This is a genomic window from Paenibacillus sp. FSL K6-1096 (assembly GCF_037977055.1).
Lineage (GTDB): Bacteria > Bacillota > Bacilli > Paenibacillales > Paenibacillaceae > Paenibacillus_AQ.
Map to the genome: position 1 here is coordinate 3216960 of NZ_CP150274.1, position 19521 is coordinate 3236480.

Below are 19521 nucleotides of genomic sequence, written 5' to 3' on the forward strand. Positions count from 1 at the left end.
CCAAAATGAGCCGCGGGTCATTTTTATACCCTTATCATATATACCCCGAAATTTTTAAGCAAATCTTTTTTTGAGAACGTAGGCGCGAGGCTGATTGAAGACAGCTATGGATCGTGACTGAGAGCTAGATATGGACACTGTCAGGAGCCAGTTGGAGCACAGATTGGAGCTTGATTGGAGCTTGATTGGAGCTGTTGGGACCCTGCCCTCAATTTTGATTTCGGCATTGATTTATGCCCAAACCTGGAACCTCGATTTCGCCCACCGACCTCGACCCTGCGGACGGAAATCATGCAAAGATTGCAACTTTGGCATACAGATAACGTGATGTTCGAGCAGAATGCTGCACAGAATGCAGGAATTTTAGTGGGTAGCCGATAAATGGCGCAGGATTACTGCCTTTTGTACAACATTTTTGGATTTAGGCCAACAGGAAGCAGGGGAAGTTGCATTCTGTGCAGGAATAATTGGCGGGTGACCGAGTTAGGGCTGAGATTGGTTAGTTAAGGGAAAGCACAGGTGGGTGGTGGTACATCCCGCGCACTCGCCGCCCCGCTGGCACATTGTATTCGATTTTCCACATACATCCATCCCTCTCGTCGCCCCGCAGACACATTGTATTCGGTTTTCCACATACATTCAGTCCGCACGGCCCCTTTGACCGATTGTATTCGGTTTTTCGCACACATCCCGCTCCTGCACCCGCAAACAAGTTACCTCCACAACAAAAAAGCGCCCATGCAGAGAATCACGAAGACTCTCCGCATGAGCGCGGGGTAAGCTTGACTGTTATGTTCAACTGTTCTGATATGGTTACCGATTCGGATCAGCCTGCGTCCGGCAGGTCATCCCCGGAGAACTGGCTGTTGTAGAGGTCGGCATAGAAGCCGCCTGCTTCCAGCAGCTCCAGATGGGTGCCCTTCTCAATCACGCTGCCCTGGTTCATGACCAGGATCAGATCCGCATCACGGATGGTGGACAGGCGGTGGGCGATGACAAAGCTGGTTCTGCCGTGCATCAGGGTGTTCATCGCCTTCTGAATCTGCACCTCAGTCCGCGTATCGACGCTGCTGGTTGCTTCATCCAGAATCAGAATGGACGGATCGGCCAGAATCGCCCGGGCAATGGTCAGCAGCTGCTTTTGTCCCTGGGAGATGTTGGACGCTTCCTCATTCAGGATAGTGTCATAGCCATGCGGCAGCGTGCGGATGAAGTGATCAGCATGTGCAGCCTTGGCCGCCCGCACCACATCAGCTTCCGTAGCCCCTTCACGCCCGTAGGCGATATTGTCGCGGATCGTGCCGTTGAACAGCCAGGTATCCTGAAGCACCATCCCGAATTTGCTGCGCAGCTCGCTGCGCTTCATGTCAGTAATATTCACGCCGTCAATGACAATCTCCCCGCCGCTGATTTCGTAGAAGCGCATCAGGAGGTTGATGAGGGTTGTTTTGCCGGCTCCGGTTGGCCCTACAATCGCAATAGTCTGCCCCGGGCTGACCTCGATGTTCATATCCTCGATCAGGAGCTCGCCTTCTTTATAGCCAAACTGCACATGACGGAACTCCACAGCGCCCTCTTCGGCATCCGCAGGAGCCTTCGCCAGCGAAGTTACCGCTTCCGGAACCTCCTCTTCCTCATCCAGCAGCTCAAATACACGTTCTGCCGAAGCGATCGTAGACTGAATAATGTTAGCGATATTGGCAGTCTGCGTGATCGGCATGGTGAATTGGCGCGAATATTGGATGAAGGCCTGGATGTCGCCGACGTCTATTACTTTTTTAGTTACAAAGATCCCGCCGACCACACACACCAGCACATAGCCCAGGTTCCCGATGAACATCATCAGCGGCATAATAATCCCGGAGATGAACTGGGCTCTCCACCCGGAGTTGTACAGGTCGTCATTGATGGTGTCGAAGTCCTTCAGGGAATGCTTCTCGCGTCCGAAGGCCTTGATAATCCGGTGCCCGGTGTACATCTCCTCAACATGGCCGTTCAGCTGGCCCAGCGATTTCTGCTGCCCGATGAAGTAGGTCTGTGAGCGCTTGGTAATCATCATAATGACCACGAAGCTCAGCGGCAGGGTAACAATCGTAATCAGGGTCAGCCACGGGCTGATCGTCAGCATCATCACAATGACACCGATGATCGTTACGATTGAGGTAATCAATTGGGTCAAGCTCTGCTGCAGGGTCGTACTGATATTGTCCACATCATTGGTCGCCCGGCTGAGAATCTCCCCATGGGTCCGGGAGTCGAAATATTTCAGCGGCAGCCGCTCCAGCTTGCTGTTGATCTGCTCGCGCATATCATATACAACCTTCTGGGCTACTCCGGCCATGACGTATTGCTGGATATAACTAAATAATGCGCTGAACAGATACAGGCCTGCAAGGAGAATCAGAATATCATTCACATAGCCAAAATCAATCGCCGCCCCGGGCACACCCATCATTTTGCCATATGCGCCTTCAAATAGCTTCGTCGTGGCCTTCCCCATAACCTTGGGGCTGAAGATACTGAACACCGTACTGGCAATCGCCATGACGAGGACCAGGATCAGCTGGACCTGACGCGGACGCAGGTACCGGATCAGGCGGCGCAGGGTTCCCTTGAAGTCCTTCGCCTTCTCGGCAGGCATACTCATCCCGGGGCCTCCGCCGCCGAATCCGCCGTGTCTGCGGGGCGGCTGCTTCATCTGTTTGTTCTGCTCACTCATGCTATTTCCTCCTCTGACAGCTGCGAGGATACGATCTCGCGGTACACCTCATTGTGATCCAGCAGCTCCCGGTGTGTGCCCATACCCACCACTTGGCCTTCATCCAGCACTATGATCCGGTCGGCATCCATAACGGTACTTACACGCTGTGCGACAATCAGGACAGTCGACTCGGTGGTCTCCTCCTTAAGAGCTGCACGCAGCTTCGCGTCGGTCTTGAAGTCCAGGGCCGAGAAGCTGTCATCGAACAGGTACACCTCCGGCTTGCGGACGAGTGCACGGGCAATCGACAGACGCTGCTTCTGGCCGCCGGAGACATTGCCGCCGCCCTGGGAGATCGGCGACTCGAAGCCCTCCTTCATCGCGGAGACGAAATCATACGCCTGGGCCACCTTGGCAGCGTGAATGATTTCTTCCTCTGTGGCGTCCTCTTTGCCGTACCGGATATTCTCGTTGATGGTGCCTGTGAACAGCACTGCTTTTTGCGGGACATAACCGATCTTGCTCCGCAGTTCCTCCTGCGTCATCTGGCGCACATCTACACCATTAACCCGGACGGCGCCTTCGATAGCATCGTAGAATCTCGGGATCATATTCAGGAGCGTTGACTTGCCTGACCCGGTTCCGCCGATAATCGCCGTAATCTCACCAGGGCGTGCACTGAAGGTGATGCCTGACAGCGCTGCCTGCTCCGCACCCGGATACGAGAAGGATACATTATCGAATTCCACATAGCCGTGCATTCCGTTGCCGCCTTGTGCCGAGGCAGGGGCTGCCGGGTCTTCGATCTCAGGCTCCATATCAAGCACTTCATTGATACGCAGCGCGGAGGCGGAAGCTCTTGGAATCAGGACGAACATCATCGAGACCATAATCAGGGAGAACATGATCTGCATCGCATATTGAATGAATGCCATCAGGGAGCCTACCTGCAGATTACCGTCGCCGATGCGGATTCCGCCGTAATACAGAATGGCAATCATCGAGAAATTCATAATGATCATCATCATCGGCATCAGTCCGGCCATCACCTTATTGACCTTGATCGCAGTGTCGGTCAGATCGCGGTTGGCCTCGCTGAACCGTCTGTTCTCATGCTCGATGCGGTTAAACGAACGGATAACGCGGATACCTGTCAGATGCTCACGCAGCACAAGGTTCAATTTATCCAGCTTGATCTGGATCGCCTTGAACAGTGGTAGACCCTTCGAACCGATCAGCACAATGGCCCCGATCAAGAGCGGAAGAACGACCACGAAGATCAGCGACAGCTTCGCATCCTCCGACACCGCCATAATAATACCGCCGATCATCATCATCGGCGCCCCCACCATCATGCGGAGCATCATCGTCAGTACGGTCTGAACCTGGGTAATATCGTTGGTGGTGCGCGTAATTAATGAAGCAGTGCCCACCTTGTCAAATTCATGAAGAGTAAAGTTCTCTACATGGTTGAACATCCTTGAGCGGGTGTTCTTGCCGAAGCCGGCCGCCACTCTGGCTGACAGATAGCTGGCAGCAATAGAGCAGGCTACACCGCCGGCCGCTACCAGCAGCATGAAGCCGCCGATTCTCCAGATGTAAGACTGGTCGCCTTGCACGATCCCCTTGTCGATGATGTCACTCATCAGGGTCGGCAGATACAGATCGCCCATGGACTGCAGGAAAACAAGGATCAGCACGCCCGCGATGGCCAGGCGGAAGGGCTTCAGTTGTTTAAGTAATTTAATCATGCTTCTCATCTCCGTTCATTTGTAGCCGGTCCAGATTGGGCGGGGGATTATCCTCCATGAAGGTATAGACCTTCAGCAGCAGTTCAGCGAGCTGGTCTGACTCCTCCTCGCCTAAATACTCCACCAACCTGTTCAGAGTGGCATTCATATGGTCTCTGCCTTTGCGGGTAATAATTTTGCCCTCTTTGGTTAACCTGATACGGACCACCCTCCGGTCGGAGGGGTCAGGCTGCCGTTCGACCAGCTCTTTCGCTTCCAGACTGTTGATCAGTTGGGTGACCGTAGGCGGGGTAAGCCCCAGATACCGGCTGATCTCGGATACCTTAAGCCCCTGCTCCGCAGATGGAGCCGACCGGGCAATACAGACCAGGAGAGTCATCTCACTGGGCTTATGCCCCTCCACCGAATGGTGATGCCAAGGCCCCTTGCGCAGCTTCCTGAGCGCATAGAAAAGCTTGTGCCCGACTGTATTTTCCCCTTTGTCATTTATCCCAATGCACTCACCTCTTATTGTTAGGTCGTCAAATAATTAAACACTGTATTAATTAGGCTACCTAATTATATTTTCCGCCCGGCACTTTGTCAATTCATGAATGCGCCATCAATTTTTACAGAATGAAGAACACACCCCGTCCACTGCGCATTGTGATCGTTTTTTCGCACATACCCTAGGCTCTCAATTTCCCATATAAACACAAACACCCCCGCAGCCGTAACGGCCGGGGAGTGCTCTGTAGTAAGTATAAGTGCTTGCAGCGGGCAACTGGACAAGGCGCACGGTGCCAGGTCTAAGCTTAGAATTCCACTCCGTGTTCAAGGGTGGTTAATCCCTTTCCTGTAGACTTCTGAATGGCTCCTGTCCCGGCAAAAACCAGGCTAAACAATACCAAAACGCTGGCCGTCATCAACAGTGATTTCTTCATGCTGTCTCACCTCCCTCATCAGTTCACGATACGCGCTCTGCTGTGCGGCAGAAGCATACTCTCTATTCAACTCAAACAGGGTTACACAATCAATGAAGTCCTTGCCGCTGTTCAGCCGGATGGTCAGGCTCAGGCAATGGATGATATAGTCGATACCTCTGGCGCACTGGTTGCGGGAAATATAATAGATGGCAATCTGGTAATAGAGACGGTACACCCGGTCCACATTAATCGTGTCCTGGAATTGTTCAAACCGCAGCATCTCCCGGGAAAAGCGCGCCATCACCGCATCGGCAGAGAAGCCGAACCGGTTCGCCGACTCCATAATGATCACCATGCCGGACAGAATCTCGCCGGGATTCTCCGACAGAAAAGCCAGATAGGAGGGCAGCACGGAGGTGTTGCCCATCAACAGCTCCAGGGTGAAGCCGTTAGCGACAGCGAACAGCTTGAAGCTCTCCACGCTGCTGCGCCCTTCGTCATCCATCAGCTCGAACCAGCTCAGGTCGGCATAGCCGGCGGTATAGCGCTTGGCCTGCTCGTATTCCCCCTGCTTGGTCAGCGCCGAGGCCTTCAGCAGATACCCGTGCCCGTAATAGACCACCAGCGGGCGCTCCGCCCGGAAAGGCTCTGACCGCCTCCCCTTGCTGCGCCGCAGCTCCTCACGGTAGATGCCGCTGGCCAGCGCCCGCAGCTCATCGGCGAACTGCTCCACATCCTTCCAGCGGTGCAGGGCAAAGCATACCTTGGCCAGCTTGAGCAAGCCGTCCAGCTGCATCTCTTCCGGCAGCAGCCCGCGGTATGGCTCGAAGCTGATTACGGCCCGCAGCGCCTGCTCCTTGTCCATATCGGGGGTGGACTGCAGGGACATGAAGATGCGGTACTTGCTGATCGCCATCCGCTCGGAGGAGCCGTCCGGCTCATTCTCTACGATTAATTGATAGAATATAGCAGCTTCCTGCACCTTGCCGCTGGCGAACAATCTCTCGGCCACCCTATAGATGATATCAAGCGGGCGCGGATACTCCATAAGGCGTCTCAGGACCTCTTCAATGCATTGTACCTTGCCGATCTCGGCACATTTGACCAGGAACGGCTCGATGCGCCGGCGGGATACCCGTTCGTCAGTGAAGCATTCCTCCACATACAGCGGATACAGCCATCCCTCCGGGAATCCGAAGGCGCGGGTCATCGCATCCAGCTGTCCCAGGGAGATCGGCTTCGCCGGATTCCCGTGGAGAATGGCACTGAGGCTTCCGCGGTTCAGGCCGGAAATCTTGGCGAAGGAGGCAAGATTATGGCCCGAGCGCGACAGATGCTTCTCGATTTCCGATCGTATAGTTGTCAGCTTCGGCTCCACCCGTTACCTCCTTAATCCATCATCCAGGTTATACTTCTATTAATTCCCATTATAGGACATGGCTATGGAAAGCACAACAAATTGGCCCTACATTATGCAGGGCCTCCGGTTCCAAACCGCTATTGGAATATAAATATTAAGTTAGACTACTGCTGCAAAGCTGCCTTATTCCTGATCCGCTTGCTCTTTCCATAGGACACGGCTCCGGCCTTGCGGCTGCGCAGGCTCTCCATCATCAGATTCTGGGCCATCACAATATATCCGTCCAGCCGCTGGCTAAGCTCCAGCACCACATGGTCGCTAAGACTGCGTTCCTGGGCAACCTCCAACAGCTCGCTTCGTAAGTTCTCTATAGTAAGGAACAGCTCATCTTCTCTGTAATCCTGGACTTTGGCCTCAGGAGAATGGGGGTAAAGGTTCACGGTTACTCACCTTCTCTCTATCAACTTCTACCCTATCATAAAGCATGATGCCAAAAAACAAAATTTGCAAAAAAAGAAAAAAATGTCGGCAGAAGCATGAATCCTTTCTTTTATTTATATCCTTTTATACACCCAGCACCTTCATCGCAAAAGCTATCCACTCCCTCGCAGCAAACGACAGGTAGCGGTCTCTGCGCCAGATCATGCCGAGCTGCCAGGGAATGACCGGCTCTGTCAGGGGAATGACCGCGATCCGTGAGCGGTCGACCTCGCGGCAGATGGTCTCCGGCAGCAGCGCGATGCCCATGCCGGCCGCAACCATCCGGCTGATAAGATCCCACTGCGAGCTCTCATAGACCACCTTGGGCTGAAAGCCCGCCTTCACACATTCCGAGATGATGCGGTCATGCAGGGCGAAGTCCTCGCGGAACAGGACGAATTCCTCTTCCGCCAGCTCCTTCAGCTTAACCTGCTCCGCCCCGTCCAGACGGTGGCCTGCGGGAACCAGCAGCTCCAGCTTCTCCTCCACGAAGGTGAAGCAGTGGAACCTGGCCGCATCCACCGGCAGCACAATCGCCCCGATGTCGAGCAGACCGGCCTCTACATCATCCTCGACTTTTTTGGCCCCGTCTTCATGCAGCCGGATCGTCACATCAGGATACTTGCGGTGGAATTCCCCGATGACCGCAGGAAAGAAGCTTGCCCCCACCATCGGCGGCAGGCCGATACGGATATGCCCCCGCTTCAGATTCCGCAGACTGTCCAGCTCGGTGGAGAGGCTGGCGAACGATTCAACAATATTCTGCGCTTTGACGAGCAGCAGCTCTCCGGCATCCGTCAGGCGGATGCTTTTGCCCTCGCGGTAGAACAGGTCTGCGCCAAGCTCCAGCTCCAGATTGCGGATCATCTTGCTGATCGTAGGCTGGGTGATATACAGCGATTCTGCAGCCCGGGAGAAGCTGTTCAGCCTGGCGGCCTGCACGAAATACTCCAGTTGTCTGATCTCCATAAGATTGCCCTCCATATATAGACATAAGGAATGTCAGATATTCAATCTATTCATTTTACCTATGAAAGAAACAGATGTAAACTTTCAGTAAGATGAAAGGAGGGATTCCTGATGAGAAAGATTGCTCTAAGCCTGCTGCAGGTTGCCGGACTTACCGTCTTCTCCCTGCTGATTAACCTGTTGACCTCAACCCTGCATATTCCGCTGCCCGGCAGCATCATTGGGATGATTGTATTATTCATTCTGCTGGAGTCCGGCGTGGTCCGCCTGAACTGGGTGGAGGCAGGCGCTTCCTGGCTGCTGGCCGAGCTGCTGCTGTTCTTCATTCCCTCTGCAATCGGCGTGATGAAATATTCAACCTTACTTGAAGCCGACGGCCTGCAGGTGCTGGCTGTGGTACTCATAGGAACCTTTGCCGTCATGGCAAGCTCAGGCCTGCTGACAGGCGCTATCTATAAAGTGAAGGAGCGTAAAAGCTCATGACAACCGGACTCTTATTCCTGGGACTTACGATCGCTGTATATCTTCTGACCAAGCGTGTCTATGCGGCCACCGGCAAAATGTATATGTCCCCGCTGATTATTACTCCCCTGCTGATCATCGGCTTCCTGCTGATGACCGGAAGCTCGTATGAATCATATAATTCGGGAGGCAAATGGCTGTCGGATCTGCTTCAGCCGGCGACCATCGCCTTCGCCATTCCTCTGCACAAGAATTTCAAGGTGCTCAAAAAGCACGCCGCCGAGATTGCGGCTGGCGTGCTGTCAGGTACGGTTACGGCGGTGCTGTCCTCCATGCTGCTGGCCAAGTGGCTGCACTTAAGCGGTGATCTGGCGACCAGTCTGGTCCCGCGCTCCGTGACGACACCAATCGCCATGAGCATCTCGCAGAGCATCGGCGGCGTACCCAGCATTACCGCTGTCTTCGTCATCCTGACCGGTGTACTGGGAACGATGATGGGCCCGTCCGTGCTGCGCCTTTTCCGGATTGAGAACGAGGTCGCGCGCGGGGTATCGCTGGGAACCGCAGCACACGGCACAGGCACCTCCAAGGCCTTCGAGCTTAGCTCGCTGACCGGCACCATCTCCAGCATCTCGATGATTCTGACGGCGCTGTTCTCGATCGGGCTGGCACCCGCGCTGCTCGCCGTGTTCATTCAGTAAGAGAGCTTCTGTCTGGACCCTTGAGTCCTAGAGCTTCACTGGCGCCCCGCTCTTCGCTGATTCATAGGCGGCGCAGGTAACCTTCAGCGTCTTGTACCCGTCCTCATAATCGCTGAGAATCCGGGAGCGGTCCCCGGTACGCACCGCGTGCAGGAAGGCCTCGCTCTCTGCGGCGTAAGGGTTGCCGGTGTTCTTATATTCCTTGCTGTCCCCGCTGCGCATCTCCAGCAGGCGGTCCGGGCTCCAGTCCAGCAGTCCGTTATCATTATAGAAGCTGATGCCGGTCTTCCCTACCTCGCCGGGCAGCACACAGGTGTTGGAGATGCTGGCAATCACACCGCTGGCAAGCTTCAGCGATACCGTACCCACATCCGATACGGTCACTCCTTCATGCTTCTCATGCATGATCCGGTTGCCGAACATACCGTACACCTCCGTCACTTCCCCGGCCAGGTAACGCAGCAGGTCCACGATATGTGTTGTCTGCTCCGTGAACTGTCCGCCGGACTGCTCCTGATTGCGCCACCAGGCTACGCCGGGCATTCCGCCCATCCATTCCCCGGTAATCATCCCCACCTTGTCTCCGGAGAGCAGCTGCTTCAGCCGCTGAATATTCTCCTGATAACGGAAGTGATAGCCTACTGAGGTCAGCAGGTTATGCTCCTTGACGTCCTCCAGCAGACTGGCCGGAATCATTGTGCTTGAGCCAAGCGGCTTCTCCACGAAAAAGGGAATATCCCGGCGGATCAGCGACCGCTCAATGGCCCCGTGCGACTGTGGCGGCACACAGATGTAGACGGCATCCAGCTTGTGGCTGTCCAGCATTTCGGTAATCTCCCCATAGCCCTCAGCTCCGTAAGGACGGGCCATCTCTTCACCCTTCGCCTTGCTGCTCCCGCAGACCGCCTTCAGCGATACATCCTCCATGCCTGCCAGCAGGTCCGCGTGTACCTTAGAGAACCAGCCGGTTCCCACGATTCCGATGTTAAGCGTCATATTACTGCCTCCTGTGTCCTGTGTAGTCTTGATGAAAGCCTTATCAGTTGATTATACCCGTATCAGCCCAGGACCGAATAGTCCCGCCACTCCTCAGGGAGCAGCTGCCGGTAACCGTTCTGCAGAAATCGGTCATCGGCGAGCACAATTACACCGTTATCGCTCTCGCTGCGGATCAGCCGCCCTCCGGCCTGCCGGACCTTGCACATTCCCGGGTAGACGTAGGCGTAATCGAAGCCGTTCCTGCCCTGCGCCTGGAAGTAGCTCCGCAGCAGATTGCGCTCCAGCCCCACCTGCGGCAGGCCGACACCTACGACCATCACTCCGTTCAGCCGGTCCCCCGGAAGATCCACCCCTTCGGAGAAAATACCGCCCAGCACGGCAAAGCCCAGCAGTGTCTCCGGGTTATCCGGCGAGAATGCCGCCAGGAACTGCTCCCGCTCCGCTTCGCTCATCCCGCTGCCCTGCAGCAGCGTGCGGACCTGCGGGTAGCTCTCTGTAAACACTTCATAGACGTTCTTCAGATACAGATAGGACGGGAAGAAGACCAGGTAATTGCCCTTCTTCGCGGCCATGCCCATCAGCGCATCGCTGAGCGGCTGCAGGGAGGCCTCCCGGTCATGATACCGGGTGGACACGGGGAGAACGGACACCTGCCACTGCTCCTTGTGAAAAGGCGACGGCAGGCTCAGGCTGTAGTCGTCCTCCCCGGCCCCGATCATATCCCTGTAATAATGGAGCGGCGAGAGGGTGGCCGAGAACAGAATCTGGCTGCGGAAGCTCTTCGCCATCTGCTGCAGCAGATGCGAGGGATCGAGATTGAACAGCTTCAGGAATACATCGCCGCCGCTTACCTCGGCATAGGTGATATAACGTTCATCATAGGTTCGGAAGGTACGCAGCATTGCCTGGACAGCATAAAAGGTATCAAGCAGGCTGTCCGTCCCCTCCCCGTCCGCCTGCGGGAGGAGCGGAGCTGAAGCATGCAGCAGCTCTTGCTCGCTTTCTGCCGCGAACTGCTCCAGCAGCTCCGGCAGCTCCGCCGGATAGTCCTTCCACTCCCCTGCCTTGCGGTCGCCGCAGCTCTTGCGCAGTGTAATGAAGAAGGCATTCACCGCTTTGGCGGCGGCGCTGAGCTGCGGATTCACCGTCTTGTACTGCCGCTGCAGCGCCAGGAACGGCGCCTTCGTCAGCGCGGCGGAATACATCTCCCGCCCCCGGTCCACCAGATTATGCGCTTCATCCACCAGCAGCACGGTATGCTTCTTCCGTTCCTCGGACATCCGCTTCAGGCTGATCCGCGGATCATAGATGTAATTGTAATCACAGATCACTACATCGCAGGCATAGGCTGCATCGAGTGAGAATTCAAAGGGGCATACCTCATGCCTCCGGGCATAGCCGGCAATGGTCTCGCGGGTCATCAGCGTCTCATGCTCCAGCATATCGAGCAGCGCGCCATTGATCCGGTCATAGTAGCCCTCGGCATACGGGCAGGACTCCAGGCTGCATAGCCCCTCCTCCCGGAAGCAGGCCTTCTCCTTAGCGGTCAGGGCAATGACATGCAGATGCAGCCCCCGGCTGTTCAGCACCGCAACCGCCTCCTGCGCGGCGATCCGGGTAACCGTCTTGGCCGTCAGATAGAAGATACCGGCCGCCTTGCCTTCACCCAGCGCCTTGACCGCCGGGAACAGCGTCGACATCGTCTTGCCGATGCCGGTCGGCGCCTGGGCGAAGAGATTGGCCCCCTCGGCTATTGCGGTGTATACAGCGGCAGCGAAGTGCCGCTGGCCTGTCCGGTAGGCCGGGAACGGAAACGCCAAGCCGGGAATGCTCTCCCCTCTCTTCGTGCTATGCCGGACCATCATCTCGGCATACGGCACATACCGGTCTACCGTCTCTTCCGCAAAGGCCTCCAGCGCTTCGCGGCTCATCTCCCGGTAGAGGCTGTGCTGCGCGCCGCCTCCCCGCTGCACATAGGTGAGCTTCACCTTAATGGAGGGAAGCTCCAGATCGGCAGCAAGCATATAAGCATACATATAAGCCTGCGCCCAGTGCACCTCCTTCCCTTCCAGGGCAGCGTCCGGCGTTCCGGCTATCGATTTAATCTCCTCCACCGTCAGGCTGCCGTCCTCTGCGGCCAGCAGGCCGTCGCAGCGCCCGTCGATCAGGAACAGCAGAGACCCGCGCCGCAGCTCGGTCTTCAGATAGACCTCCTTGCGGTCGCCCTCCTTATATTGCTTCTGGATCAGCTGATGGCTGCGCGTCCCCTCCGCCATCGCCGCTGCGCTGCCGAAGCCCGGCTCCAGACTGCCGCTGCGGTAGGCATATTCCACCAGCGCCCTGACGGACAGGGCGATTTCCGTATACTCCATAGGGGTCACCTCCAACAATTACCGGGCCATTTTATTGCGCTGACCCGATATTCATCCTTTACCAGCGGTATTCCCCTGCCTGAGGGAAATAGCTGCAGCGCAGTCCGTTAATATAGTGTTTTACGCGCGCTTCATAGCGAATACGGCAGGTTCTGATTTTTGACATTCCCTGCCTGACATTGCATAATAAATTTTATTGATAATGGAATTTTTATGTCCTCTTTAGAAAGAAGGCGAAGCTGTGTCATCCGTAACATTGAAGCGATGGTTGCTTAAGCCATTTGTATTCTTTTCCATTCTGTTTCTGTTCAAGAGCCTGTTGGCCTGGGGTGTCATCTTTGATGATCTGCAATTCTGGAAATCGATTCTGACGGAGCTGCCGTTTGTCTGGGCGCTGTTCTTCCTGATTGAGCGCTTTGCATCAAGACGGAAGCTCGGATATTACATGACCGTGAACCTGCTGGTTACGGCGATCTTTTTTGCCGCGATTATGTACTTCAAGTATTACGGGGTTATTGTCACTTACCATGCCGCAGAGCAGGTGAACCAGGTCACCGCCGTCAAGAACAGCGTATTCTCCCTGATGGACCCTTATTATCTGCTGATCTTCACCGATATTATCGTCCTGGGCTTCTATTTCTTCATTAACAAGAAGGGGCGCAATTACAAAAAGGATCAGATCAACCGGCCGAACGGCCGGGGGCTGCATGTCGTGCTGTTCGCGGTATCGCTCGGGCTCTGCCTGTTCAATATTCTGCCGAATAAAGCCAGCATGAACGAGATCAAGAAGGCCCAGGAGATGGGCATCCTTAATTATGAAGCATATACGATCTTTGCTCAAGACCGGACAGAGCTGGTGCAGGCCAGCGAGATTACCCAGGACAGCATTAACCAGCTCAAAGGCATCGATCCTGCGGCAGTCTCGCCCTATGCCGGTGCCGCGAAGAACAAGAATCTGATTGTGATCCAGCTGGAGTCGTTCCAGAACTTCCTGCTCGGCCTGAAGCTTGACGGCCAGGAGGTGACCCCTAACCTGAACCGCCTGATGGAGAACAGCCTGTACTTCAATAACTTCTATCAGATGGTCGGCCAGGGCAATACCTCTGACGCGGAATTCGTAGTCAACTCGTCGTTCTATATTCCTCCGCAGGGCGCAGCGACCATGTCCTATATCGACAAGGAGCTGCCGAGCCTGCCCCGTCTCTTGCAGGCCAGCGGCTATCAGACTGCCACCTTCCATACGAATGTGGTGGAATTCTGGAACCGCGGGGAACTGTACAGCGCCCTGGGCTGGGAGAAGTATTATGACCATGAGTTCTTCGGAGACGAGGATGCCTTCTTCTTCGGCGCTTCCGATGAGGTGCTCTACCGCAAAACCGCCGGGAAGCTGAAGGAGATGGGCGCAGCCGGCCAGCCGTTCTACGCGCAGGTGATCTCCATGTCTGCACATCATCCGTTCACCATTCCTGCAGAGAAGTACAAGATGAAGCTGCCCGAGCGGTATGAAGGTACGTTCGTGGGGGATTATATCCGCTCGCAGAACTATGCGGACTATGCCTTCGGCCAATTCGTGGATGAACTGAAGGCGGATGGTCTGTGGGACAACAGCCTGATTATGGTCTATGGCGACCATATGGGGCTGCCGATCTACTCACTTGACCATGATGACAAGGAATTAATGAAGGAAATCTACGGTCATGACTACAGCTACGCCAATATGCTCAATATTCCGCTGCTGATCCATAGCGAGGGCGCACTTGCTCCGCAGAAGCTGGAGCAGGTGGGCGGAGAGGTCGATATTCTGCCGACTGCCGCCAGTCTGCTGGGTGTGCCGGTGGATCACCAGATCCATTTCGGCCAGGATCTGCTCAGCCAGACCTACAATCTGCTGCCGCAGCGGTACTACCTGCCGACCGGCTCCTTCATTGCCAGCTCGGCGCTGCTGATTCCCGGCAACAGCTTCGAGGATAATACCCAATATCCGCTGGCTGCCGGAGGGCATGCTCCTGCCGGTACCGAGGATGAATACAGCCGCGCGCTGCGGCTGCGCCAGTTGTCGGACAGCTACATCATGCAGCTGCCGGACAAAGCTCCGGCCGCAGAATAGCCGGTCGCCGGCCCGGCGCTCTGCATAATTAATACGGATATGCCAACGCCGCTGAAATAAGCCAGCCCCCGAGGGGGCTGGCTTATTGTTATTATGACAAGGCTTAGCGCTCCTGGTTCTCAAGGATCAGGAAGTAGCGCGCGAAGTTCTCCAGCTCTGCCGGCTCCAGTATCGACAGATGCTCCTGCAGCAGCAGCATGGAACGGTACTGCGCTTCCTCCAGAACATCCTGCCCCTTATCGGTTATGGTGACCAGCACCGCCCTGCGGTCATTCTCGTCCGGCACCCGGGTAATCAGCTCCAGCAGCTCCAGGCGGTCGAGCATGACGGTGACTGCACTGGATTTGACCTCCATTTTCTCAGCCAGCTGAATGACTCTCGCCTGCTTCTCCTGAGAGATCATCTGCAGCAGCCCAAACTGCGGCACAGTCAGCCCCAGCTCCTTATGCAGCGACATCTGTGACATGATTCTGCGCTGTACCCTCCACATGGACAATCCCACACGTTCGATCAGCGGATTGATTTCTTGTGACATTCCTTTCAGCTCCCGGCCTGTTCATTCTGTTTCAAGCGTACCATTATCCAAGCTGCACATTCAATAGAATTGTATTTCATTAATGCCAAAGGGCCCGTTTTTGCAATGATATTTCATACATTATTCATCTTTTTTCGACAGAAAAATTCTTTTTTCGCTCTATGCTCAAAACGCAGCGGATGCGCTATAATCGTAGCAGTGATAGCTAGAATCACTGAATATACTTAGAGTCAGGGCTGGTGATGCGTGTTATGAAATTGGCAACAAAATTAACCTGGATGATGCTGGTTGTATTGCTTCTGGTGGGCTCATCCATAGGCTTCTTCGGATATCGTGCTGCCTACAAGCAGATTGATGAAGCCGCGGGCATTGAATTGGTAGGCTGTGCGAACATTACCACCGGCCTGATCGATCCTGCCGACATTACCGCTCTGGCTGCCGGTGACACCAGCAAGCTAAGTACCGTCGAAGACCGTATAGGCTGGATTACGGACCATAAGCCGATTTTCAAAGAGGCCTTCATTCTCTCCCTGGACGGCAAGGTTCTGGCCGCAGACAAACGCTTCAAGTCAAGAGGATACAAGGCAGGGGACAGCTTCTACTTCTCTGATACAGATAAACAGATAATCACCAGCATGAAGCATTCTACCTACTCCAAGGTCTACACCTACGAAGGCACCTCGCTCAAAACCGGCTACGGCCCCATCTATCAGGATCACGACCCTACCAAACCCATCATTGCGCTCATGGCCATTAACTTCGACGGCCCGCTGATTCAGACCCGGACAATGGACATTATCACCCGCCCCTTCATCATCGGCAGCTCCATTCTGATTATTGCCATTCTCGCCGCTTATCTGCTGATCCGCCGGATGGTTCACCCGCTCTCCAAGCTGTCAGCTTCTGTTAACACGGTGGCCAAAGGCGACCTTACCCGCGAACCGCTGCTCTTCACCAGCAAGGACGAGATCGGCCAGCTGGCCCGTGACTTCAATGCCATGACCCTGAATCTGCGCAACCTGATTACCCAGGTCAATGATACCTCCATGCTGGTCGCCTCCTCCTCGCAGGAGCTCTCTGCCAGCGCCCAGGAGACCAACCGTGCCGGGGAACACAGCGTGAATGTCACTCTGGAGCTGGCTGACGGGGCACACGCCCAGCTGCAGAATCTGGAGGGAAGCTTCAAGGCTGTGCAGGATATGTCGCATTTCATTACCGAAATCGCCGGCAATGCGGACAGTGCGATGAACCAGGCGGCCGTCAACTCCCGGAAAGCGCGGATCGGCCGGGAATCTATGGATTCCACCACCGCCCAGATGGGCATTGTCGGCGCCAGCATCTCGGATCTGTCCGGCATTATTGAAGCGCTGGGCAGCCATTCCAAAGAGATAGAGAATATTGTCGGTACTATAGCCAGTATAGCCGAGGAGACCAACCTGTTATCCCTCAATGCGGCGATTGAGGCGGCGCGGGCCGGAGAAGAGGGCCGGGGCTTCGCGGTTGTAGCCGGGTCTGTGCGCAAGCTCGCTGAACGCTCCGCCGCATCGGCCCGCCAGATCGGCGAGCTGGTCAGCCTGATCGTGGACCAGATGGACAAGGCCGGAGAGACAATGCGGCGCTCCACGGAAGAGATGCTGCACGGTAAGGAGATGATTATAGCGGCTGGGCATTCCTTCTCCGAGATTGAAGTCTCCGTCTCCGATATGTCTGTCCAGAGCCAGCAGATTTCAGCCACCGTCCGCGAGCTGTCCCAGCTCTCCGAAGGGCTGGTAACAGCGATCCAGAAGATTGTCGCCGTCTCCAACCAGACCGCAGAAGGCGCAGAGACCTTATCCGCCTCCTCCCAGGAACAGCTTGCCGCCATGGAAGAGGTCGAATCCTCCGCTGCCTTTCTGTCCTCGCTCGCCGAGAAGCTGCAGGTGCTGGTGGAGAACTTCAAGGTCTAGTTTTGTGCCCATTGTGATCGGTTTTTCGATTACATTTGGCCTACATACCATCCCTGTCCCCAATGTGTCCGGCCATTCCCCGGAATGTTCAAAAAAGGCTGTACTAACGCGGAGCAACTGTTCCGCATCAGTACAGCCTTTGCCATGCCATTGTATCCTTATAGCCTCACAGACCCATCAAGCCGTATTCTCAATAAACCACTGGCCTAATTCCTTCACCGGCATGGGACGCCCGTAGTAGAAGCCCTGCATGACCCGGCAGCCCAGCGATTGCAGCAGCTCGATCTGCTCGGTCGTCTCGACACCCTCGGCAACAACCTCCATGTTCAGGTTGCTGGCAATGGCAATGATGTTGCTGATGATCGCCTTCTTGGAGTGCATCTTGCTTTTGCGGATGAACACCTGATCGATCTTCAGCGTGTTGACCGGAATCTCGTCCAGGTTGCCGAGCGAAGAGAAACCGGTTCCGAAGTCATCCAGCGAGACCCTGACCCCCAGCTCCCGCAGCTTGGAGAGCTGGGCCACCGTCTCCTCCATATTGTTCATTGCAATCGATTCGGTAATCTCCAGTTCCAGGAAATGCGGGGCCAGGCCGGAGCACGCCAGTGCTTCCTCCACCACATCACACAGGCTTCCGCCTTCGAACATCCTTGCCGACATATTGATCGAAACCGCCACATTCGCTACATTGGCCTTGTGCCAGAGCATATTCTGCCCGCAGACCTCATGCAGCATCCAATATGTAATCGGGACGATCAGGCCCGTCTCCTCGGCGATCGGAATGAACTCGGCCGGTGAGACAATGCCGTGATCCGGATGTCTCCAGCGCAGGAGCGCTTCCAGCCCCACCGTCACATTCAGGAGGGAATCCCACTTCGGCTGGTAGACCACCATGAACTCTGAACGGGCCAGCGCCTTGCGCAGATCCTTCTCCAGAGACATCCGCCGCACCTGATGGCGGTTCATCTCCAGATCGAACACGCTGAATTTGTTCTTGCCCGAATCCTTGGAGGTATAGAGCGCCGTATCGGCAGCCTTCATCAGCGCGGAGCGGTCGGTGCCGTGTGCAGGGGTCAGGCTGATGCCCACGCTCGCCGTCACATACAGCTCATTGTCTTCAATGCTATAGGACTTCTTAAGCTCCTGCAAAATATGCTGGGCCTTCGCTTCCGCCGCCCCGACACAGCAATCCGGCAGGGCGATCAGGAACTCATCCCCGCCAAGCCGGAAGACCTTGCCCTGTGTCCCGACACAGGCAGTCAGCCTGGCGGATACCTCGCACAGCAGCAGATCGCCAATATCGTGCCCAAGCGTATCATTGATCGACTTGAAGCGGTCCAGGTCCACAAAGAACACGGCCCCCGGCGTGTCACGGAAGAACTCCTCCCGGAAATAACGCTCCAGGCCGTGCCGGTTCGGCAGCTCCGTGAGCGGATCATGGTAGGCCATGCGCTCCAGGACATTCCTGTCCAGGAATACCGCGCCGCCGGAGACCGCCAGCACGAACAGGGTAACCATCGAGATGCCGGTCAGCAGAATCACATCTGTCTCCATCAGCAGCGGCGCAGCCCCCTGCGGTCCTTGCGGGTGCAGGATGCTTGTTCTCAGACTGGTATAATGCATTCCGGTAACCGCCAGAGCGATGAAGAGGGCCGAGGACAGCTTCCAGCGGCTGAAGCCGGTAATATCCTTGAATCTGCGGAGCAGGAGCAATCCGATATAGGAAGAGATCAGGGCGATTAGTACCGATACCGCCTGATCGCTCAGCCTGTAATGAACCTGCATCTCCAGCTTCATGGCGGACATCCCGGTATAGTGCATGATTGTAATGCCGCTGCCCAGAATCATACCGCCGGCGGGGAACCGCCAGCTTCTCTGGCGGGAAGCCGTCACAATCTGGAGCGATGCGTAACAAGCCGACATGATTAGGAGCAGAGACAGAACCGCTGTGCCGGGATGATAGCTGACCTTGAAGGGCAGGCGGCTGGCCATAATGCCTACGAAATGCATGGCCCATATTCCGCTGCCGAGCACGCAGGCACCCGAGAGCAGCCATAGACGCCGGACCCGGCCCGCAGAATGGGAGACCTGGGAGATCAGATTAAGCGCAGAGTACGATGCTGCCGCTACAAGCGCGAAGGATAGCAATACAATCCAGATATTATAGTGGATTCCCATTTGATCCATAGTTGACCTCTTCACCGGTTTTATTATCAGCGTCTACCTCAAGCTA

At 55.6% G+C, this 19521-nt stretch carries 14 protein-coding genes; 4 read left to right on the top strand and 10 right to left on the bottom strand.

Annotated features, from left to right (window positions below):
* Nucleotides 1-826 precede the first annotated feature (826 nt).
* From MHI24_RS14295 to MHI24_RS14320, 6 genes are all read right to left on the bottom strand, one after another.
* Nucleotides 827-2719, bottom strand: a complete 1893-nt coding sequence (locus tag MHI24_RS14295; protein ID WP_340026253.1) for an ABC transporter ATP-binding protein — start codon at nt 2717-2719, stop codon at nt 827-829.
* Nucleotides 2716-4452, bottom strand: a complete 1737-nt coding sequence (locus tag MHI24_RS14300; RefSeq protein ID WP_340026254.1) for an ABC transporter ATP-binding protein — start codon at nt 4450-4452, stop codon at nt 2716-2718. The genes MHI24_RS14295 and MHI24_RS14300 overlap by 4 nt, the downstream gene beginning before the upstream one ends.
* Nucleotides 4445-4831: a MarR family transcriptional regulator gene (locus MHI24_RS14305; RefSeq protein WP_340026255.1), complete on the bottom strand. Its 387-nt coding sequence runs from the start codon at nt 4829-4831 to the stop codon at nt 4445-4447. Before MHI24_RS14305 ends, MHI24_RS14300 begins: the two co-directional genes overlap by 8 nt.
* A gap of 497 nt (nt 4832-5328) precedes the next feature.
* Nucleotides 5329-6735: a DNA-binding protein gene (locus MHI24_RS14310; protein ID WP_340026256.1), complete on the bottom strand. Its 1407-nt coding sequence runs from the start codon at nt 6733-6735 to the stop codon at nt 5329-5331.
* A gap of 146 nt (nt 6736-6881) precedes the next feature.
* Nucleotides 6882-7157, bottom strand: coding sequence for an aspartyl-phosphate phosphatase Spo0E family protein (locus tag MHI24_RS14315; protein ID WP_340026257.1), 276 nt, complete (start codon nt 7155-7157; stop codon nt 6882-6884).
* A 124-nt stretch (nt 7158-7281) separates the two neighbouring features.
* Nucleotides 7282-8166: a LysR family transcriptional regulator gene (locus MHI24_RS14320; protein WP_340026258.1), complete on the bottom strand. Its 885-nt coding sequence runs from the start codon at nt 8164-8166 to the stop codon at nt 7282-7284.
* Between the two features lie 111 nt (nt 8167-8277).
* Here MHI24_RS14320 and MHI24_RS14325 point away from each other — a divergent pair, with 111 nt between their 5' ends.
* Both MHI24_RS14325 and MHI24_RS14330 read left to right on the top strand, forming a co-directional pair.
* Nucleotides 8278-8649, top strand: a complete 372-nt coding sequence (locus MHI24_RS14325) for a CidA/LrgA family holin-like protein (RefSeq protein ID WP_340026259.1) — start codon at nt 8278-8280, stop codon at nt 8647-8649.
* Nucleotides 8646-9329: a CidB/LrgB family autolysis modulator gene (locus tag MHI24_RS14330; RefSeq protein WP_340026260.1), complete on the top strand. Its 684-nt coding sequence runs from the start codon at nt 8646-8648 to the stop codon at nt 9327-9329. Before MHI24_RS14325 ends, MHI24_RS14330 begins: the two co-directional genes overlap by 4 nt.
* 27 nt (nt 9330-9356) lie before the next feature.
* Here MHI24_RS14330 and MHI24_RS14335 read toward each other — a convergent pair whose 3' ends face one another.
* Both MHI24_RS14335 and MHI24_RS14340 read right to left on the bottom strand, forming a co-directional pair.
* A complete protein-coding gene (locus MHI24_RS14335; RefSeq protein WP_340026261.1) occupies nt 9357-10325 on the bottom strand; it encodes a Gfo/Idh/MocA family oxidoreductase in 969 nt (322 codons plus the stop codon).
* A gap of 62 nt (nt 10326-10387) precedes the next feature.
* On the bottom strand, nt 10388-12700 hold the full coding sequence (locus MHI24_RS14340; RefSeq protein ID WP_340026262.1) for an ATP-dependent DNA helicase: 2313 nt from the start codon (nt 12698-12700) through the stop codon (nt 10388-10390).
* Nucleotides 12701-12941: 241 nt separating this feature from the next.
* Between MHI24_RS14340 and MHI24_RS14345 the strand changes: the two genes are divergently transcribed.
* Nucleotides 12942-14807, top strand: coding sequence for an LTA synthase family protein (locus MHI24_RS14345; RefSeq protein ID WP_340026263.1), 1866 nt, complete (start codon nt 12942-12944; stop codon nt 14805-14807).
* A 103-nt stretch (nt 14808-14910) separates the two neighbouring features.
* Here the strand turns inward: MHI24_RS14345 and MHI24_RS14350 are convergent, their stop codons facing one another.
* Complete coding sequence (locus MHI24_RS14350; protein WP_340026264.1) at nt 14911-15342, bottom strand: MarR family transcriptional regulator; 432 nt, start codon at nt 15340-15342, stop codon at nt 14911-14913.
* Nucleotides 15343-15593: 251 nt separating this feature from the next.
* On the opposite strand from MHI24_RS14350, the gene MHI24_RS14355 reads away from it, so the two are divergent.
* Nucleotides 15594-17288 (top strand): methyl-accepting chemotaxis protein, encoded by a 1695-nt coding sequence (locus MHI24_RS14355; protein WP_340026265.1) that lies wholly within the window; start codon nt 15594-15596, stop codon nt 17286-17288.
* Nucleotides 17289-17465: 177 nt separating this feature from the next.
* Here MHI24_RS14355 and MHI24_RS14360 read toward each other — a convergent pair whose 3' ends face one another.
* Nucleotides 17466-19475: an EAL domain-containing protein gene (locus MHI24_RS14360; RefSeq protein ID WP_340026266.1), complete on the bottom strand. Its 2010-nt coding sequence runs from the start codon at nt 19473-19475 to the stop codon at nt 17466-17468.
* Nucleotides 19476-19521 lie beyond the last annotated feature (46 nt).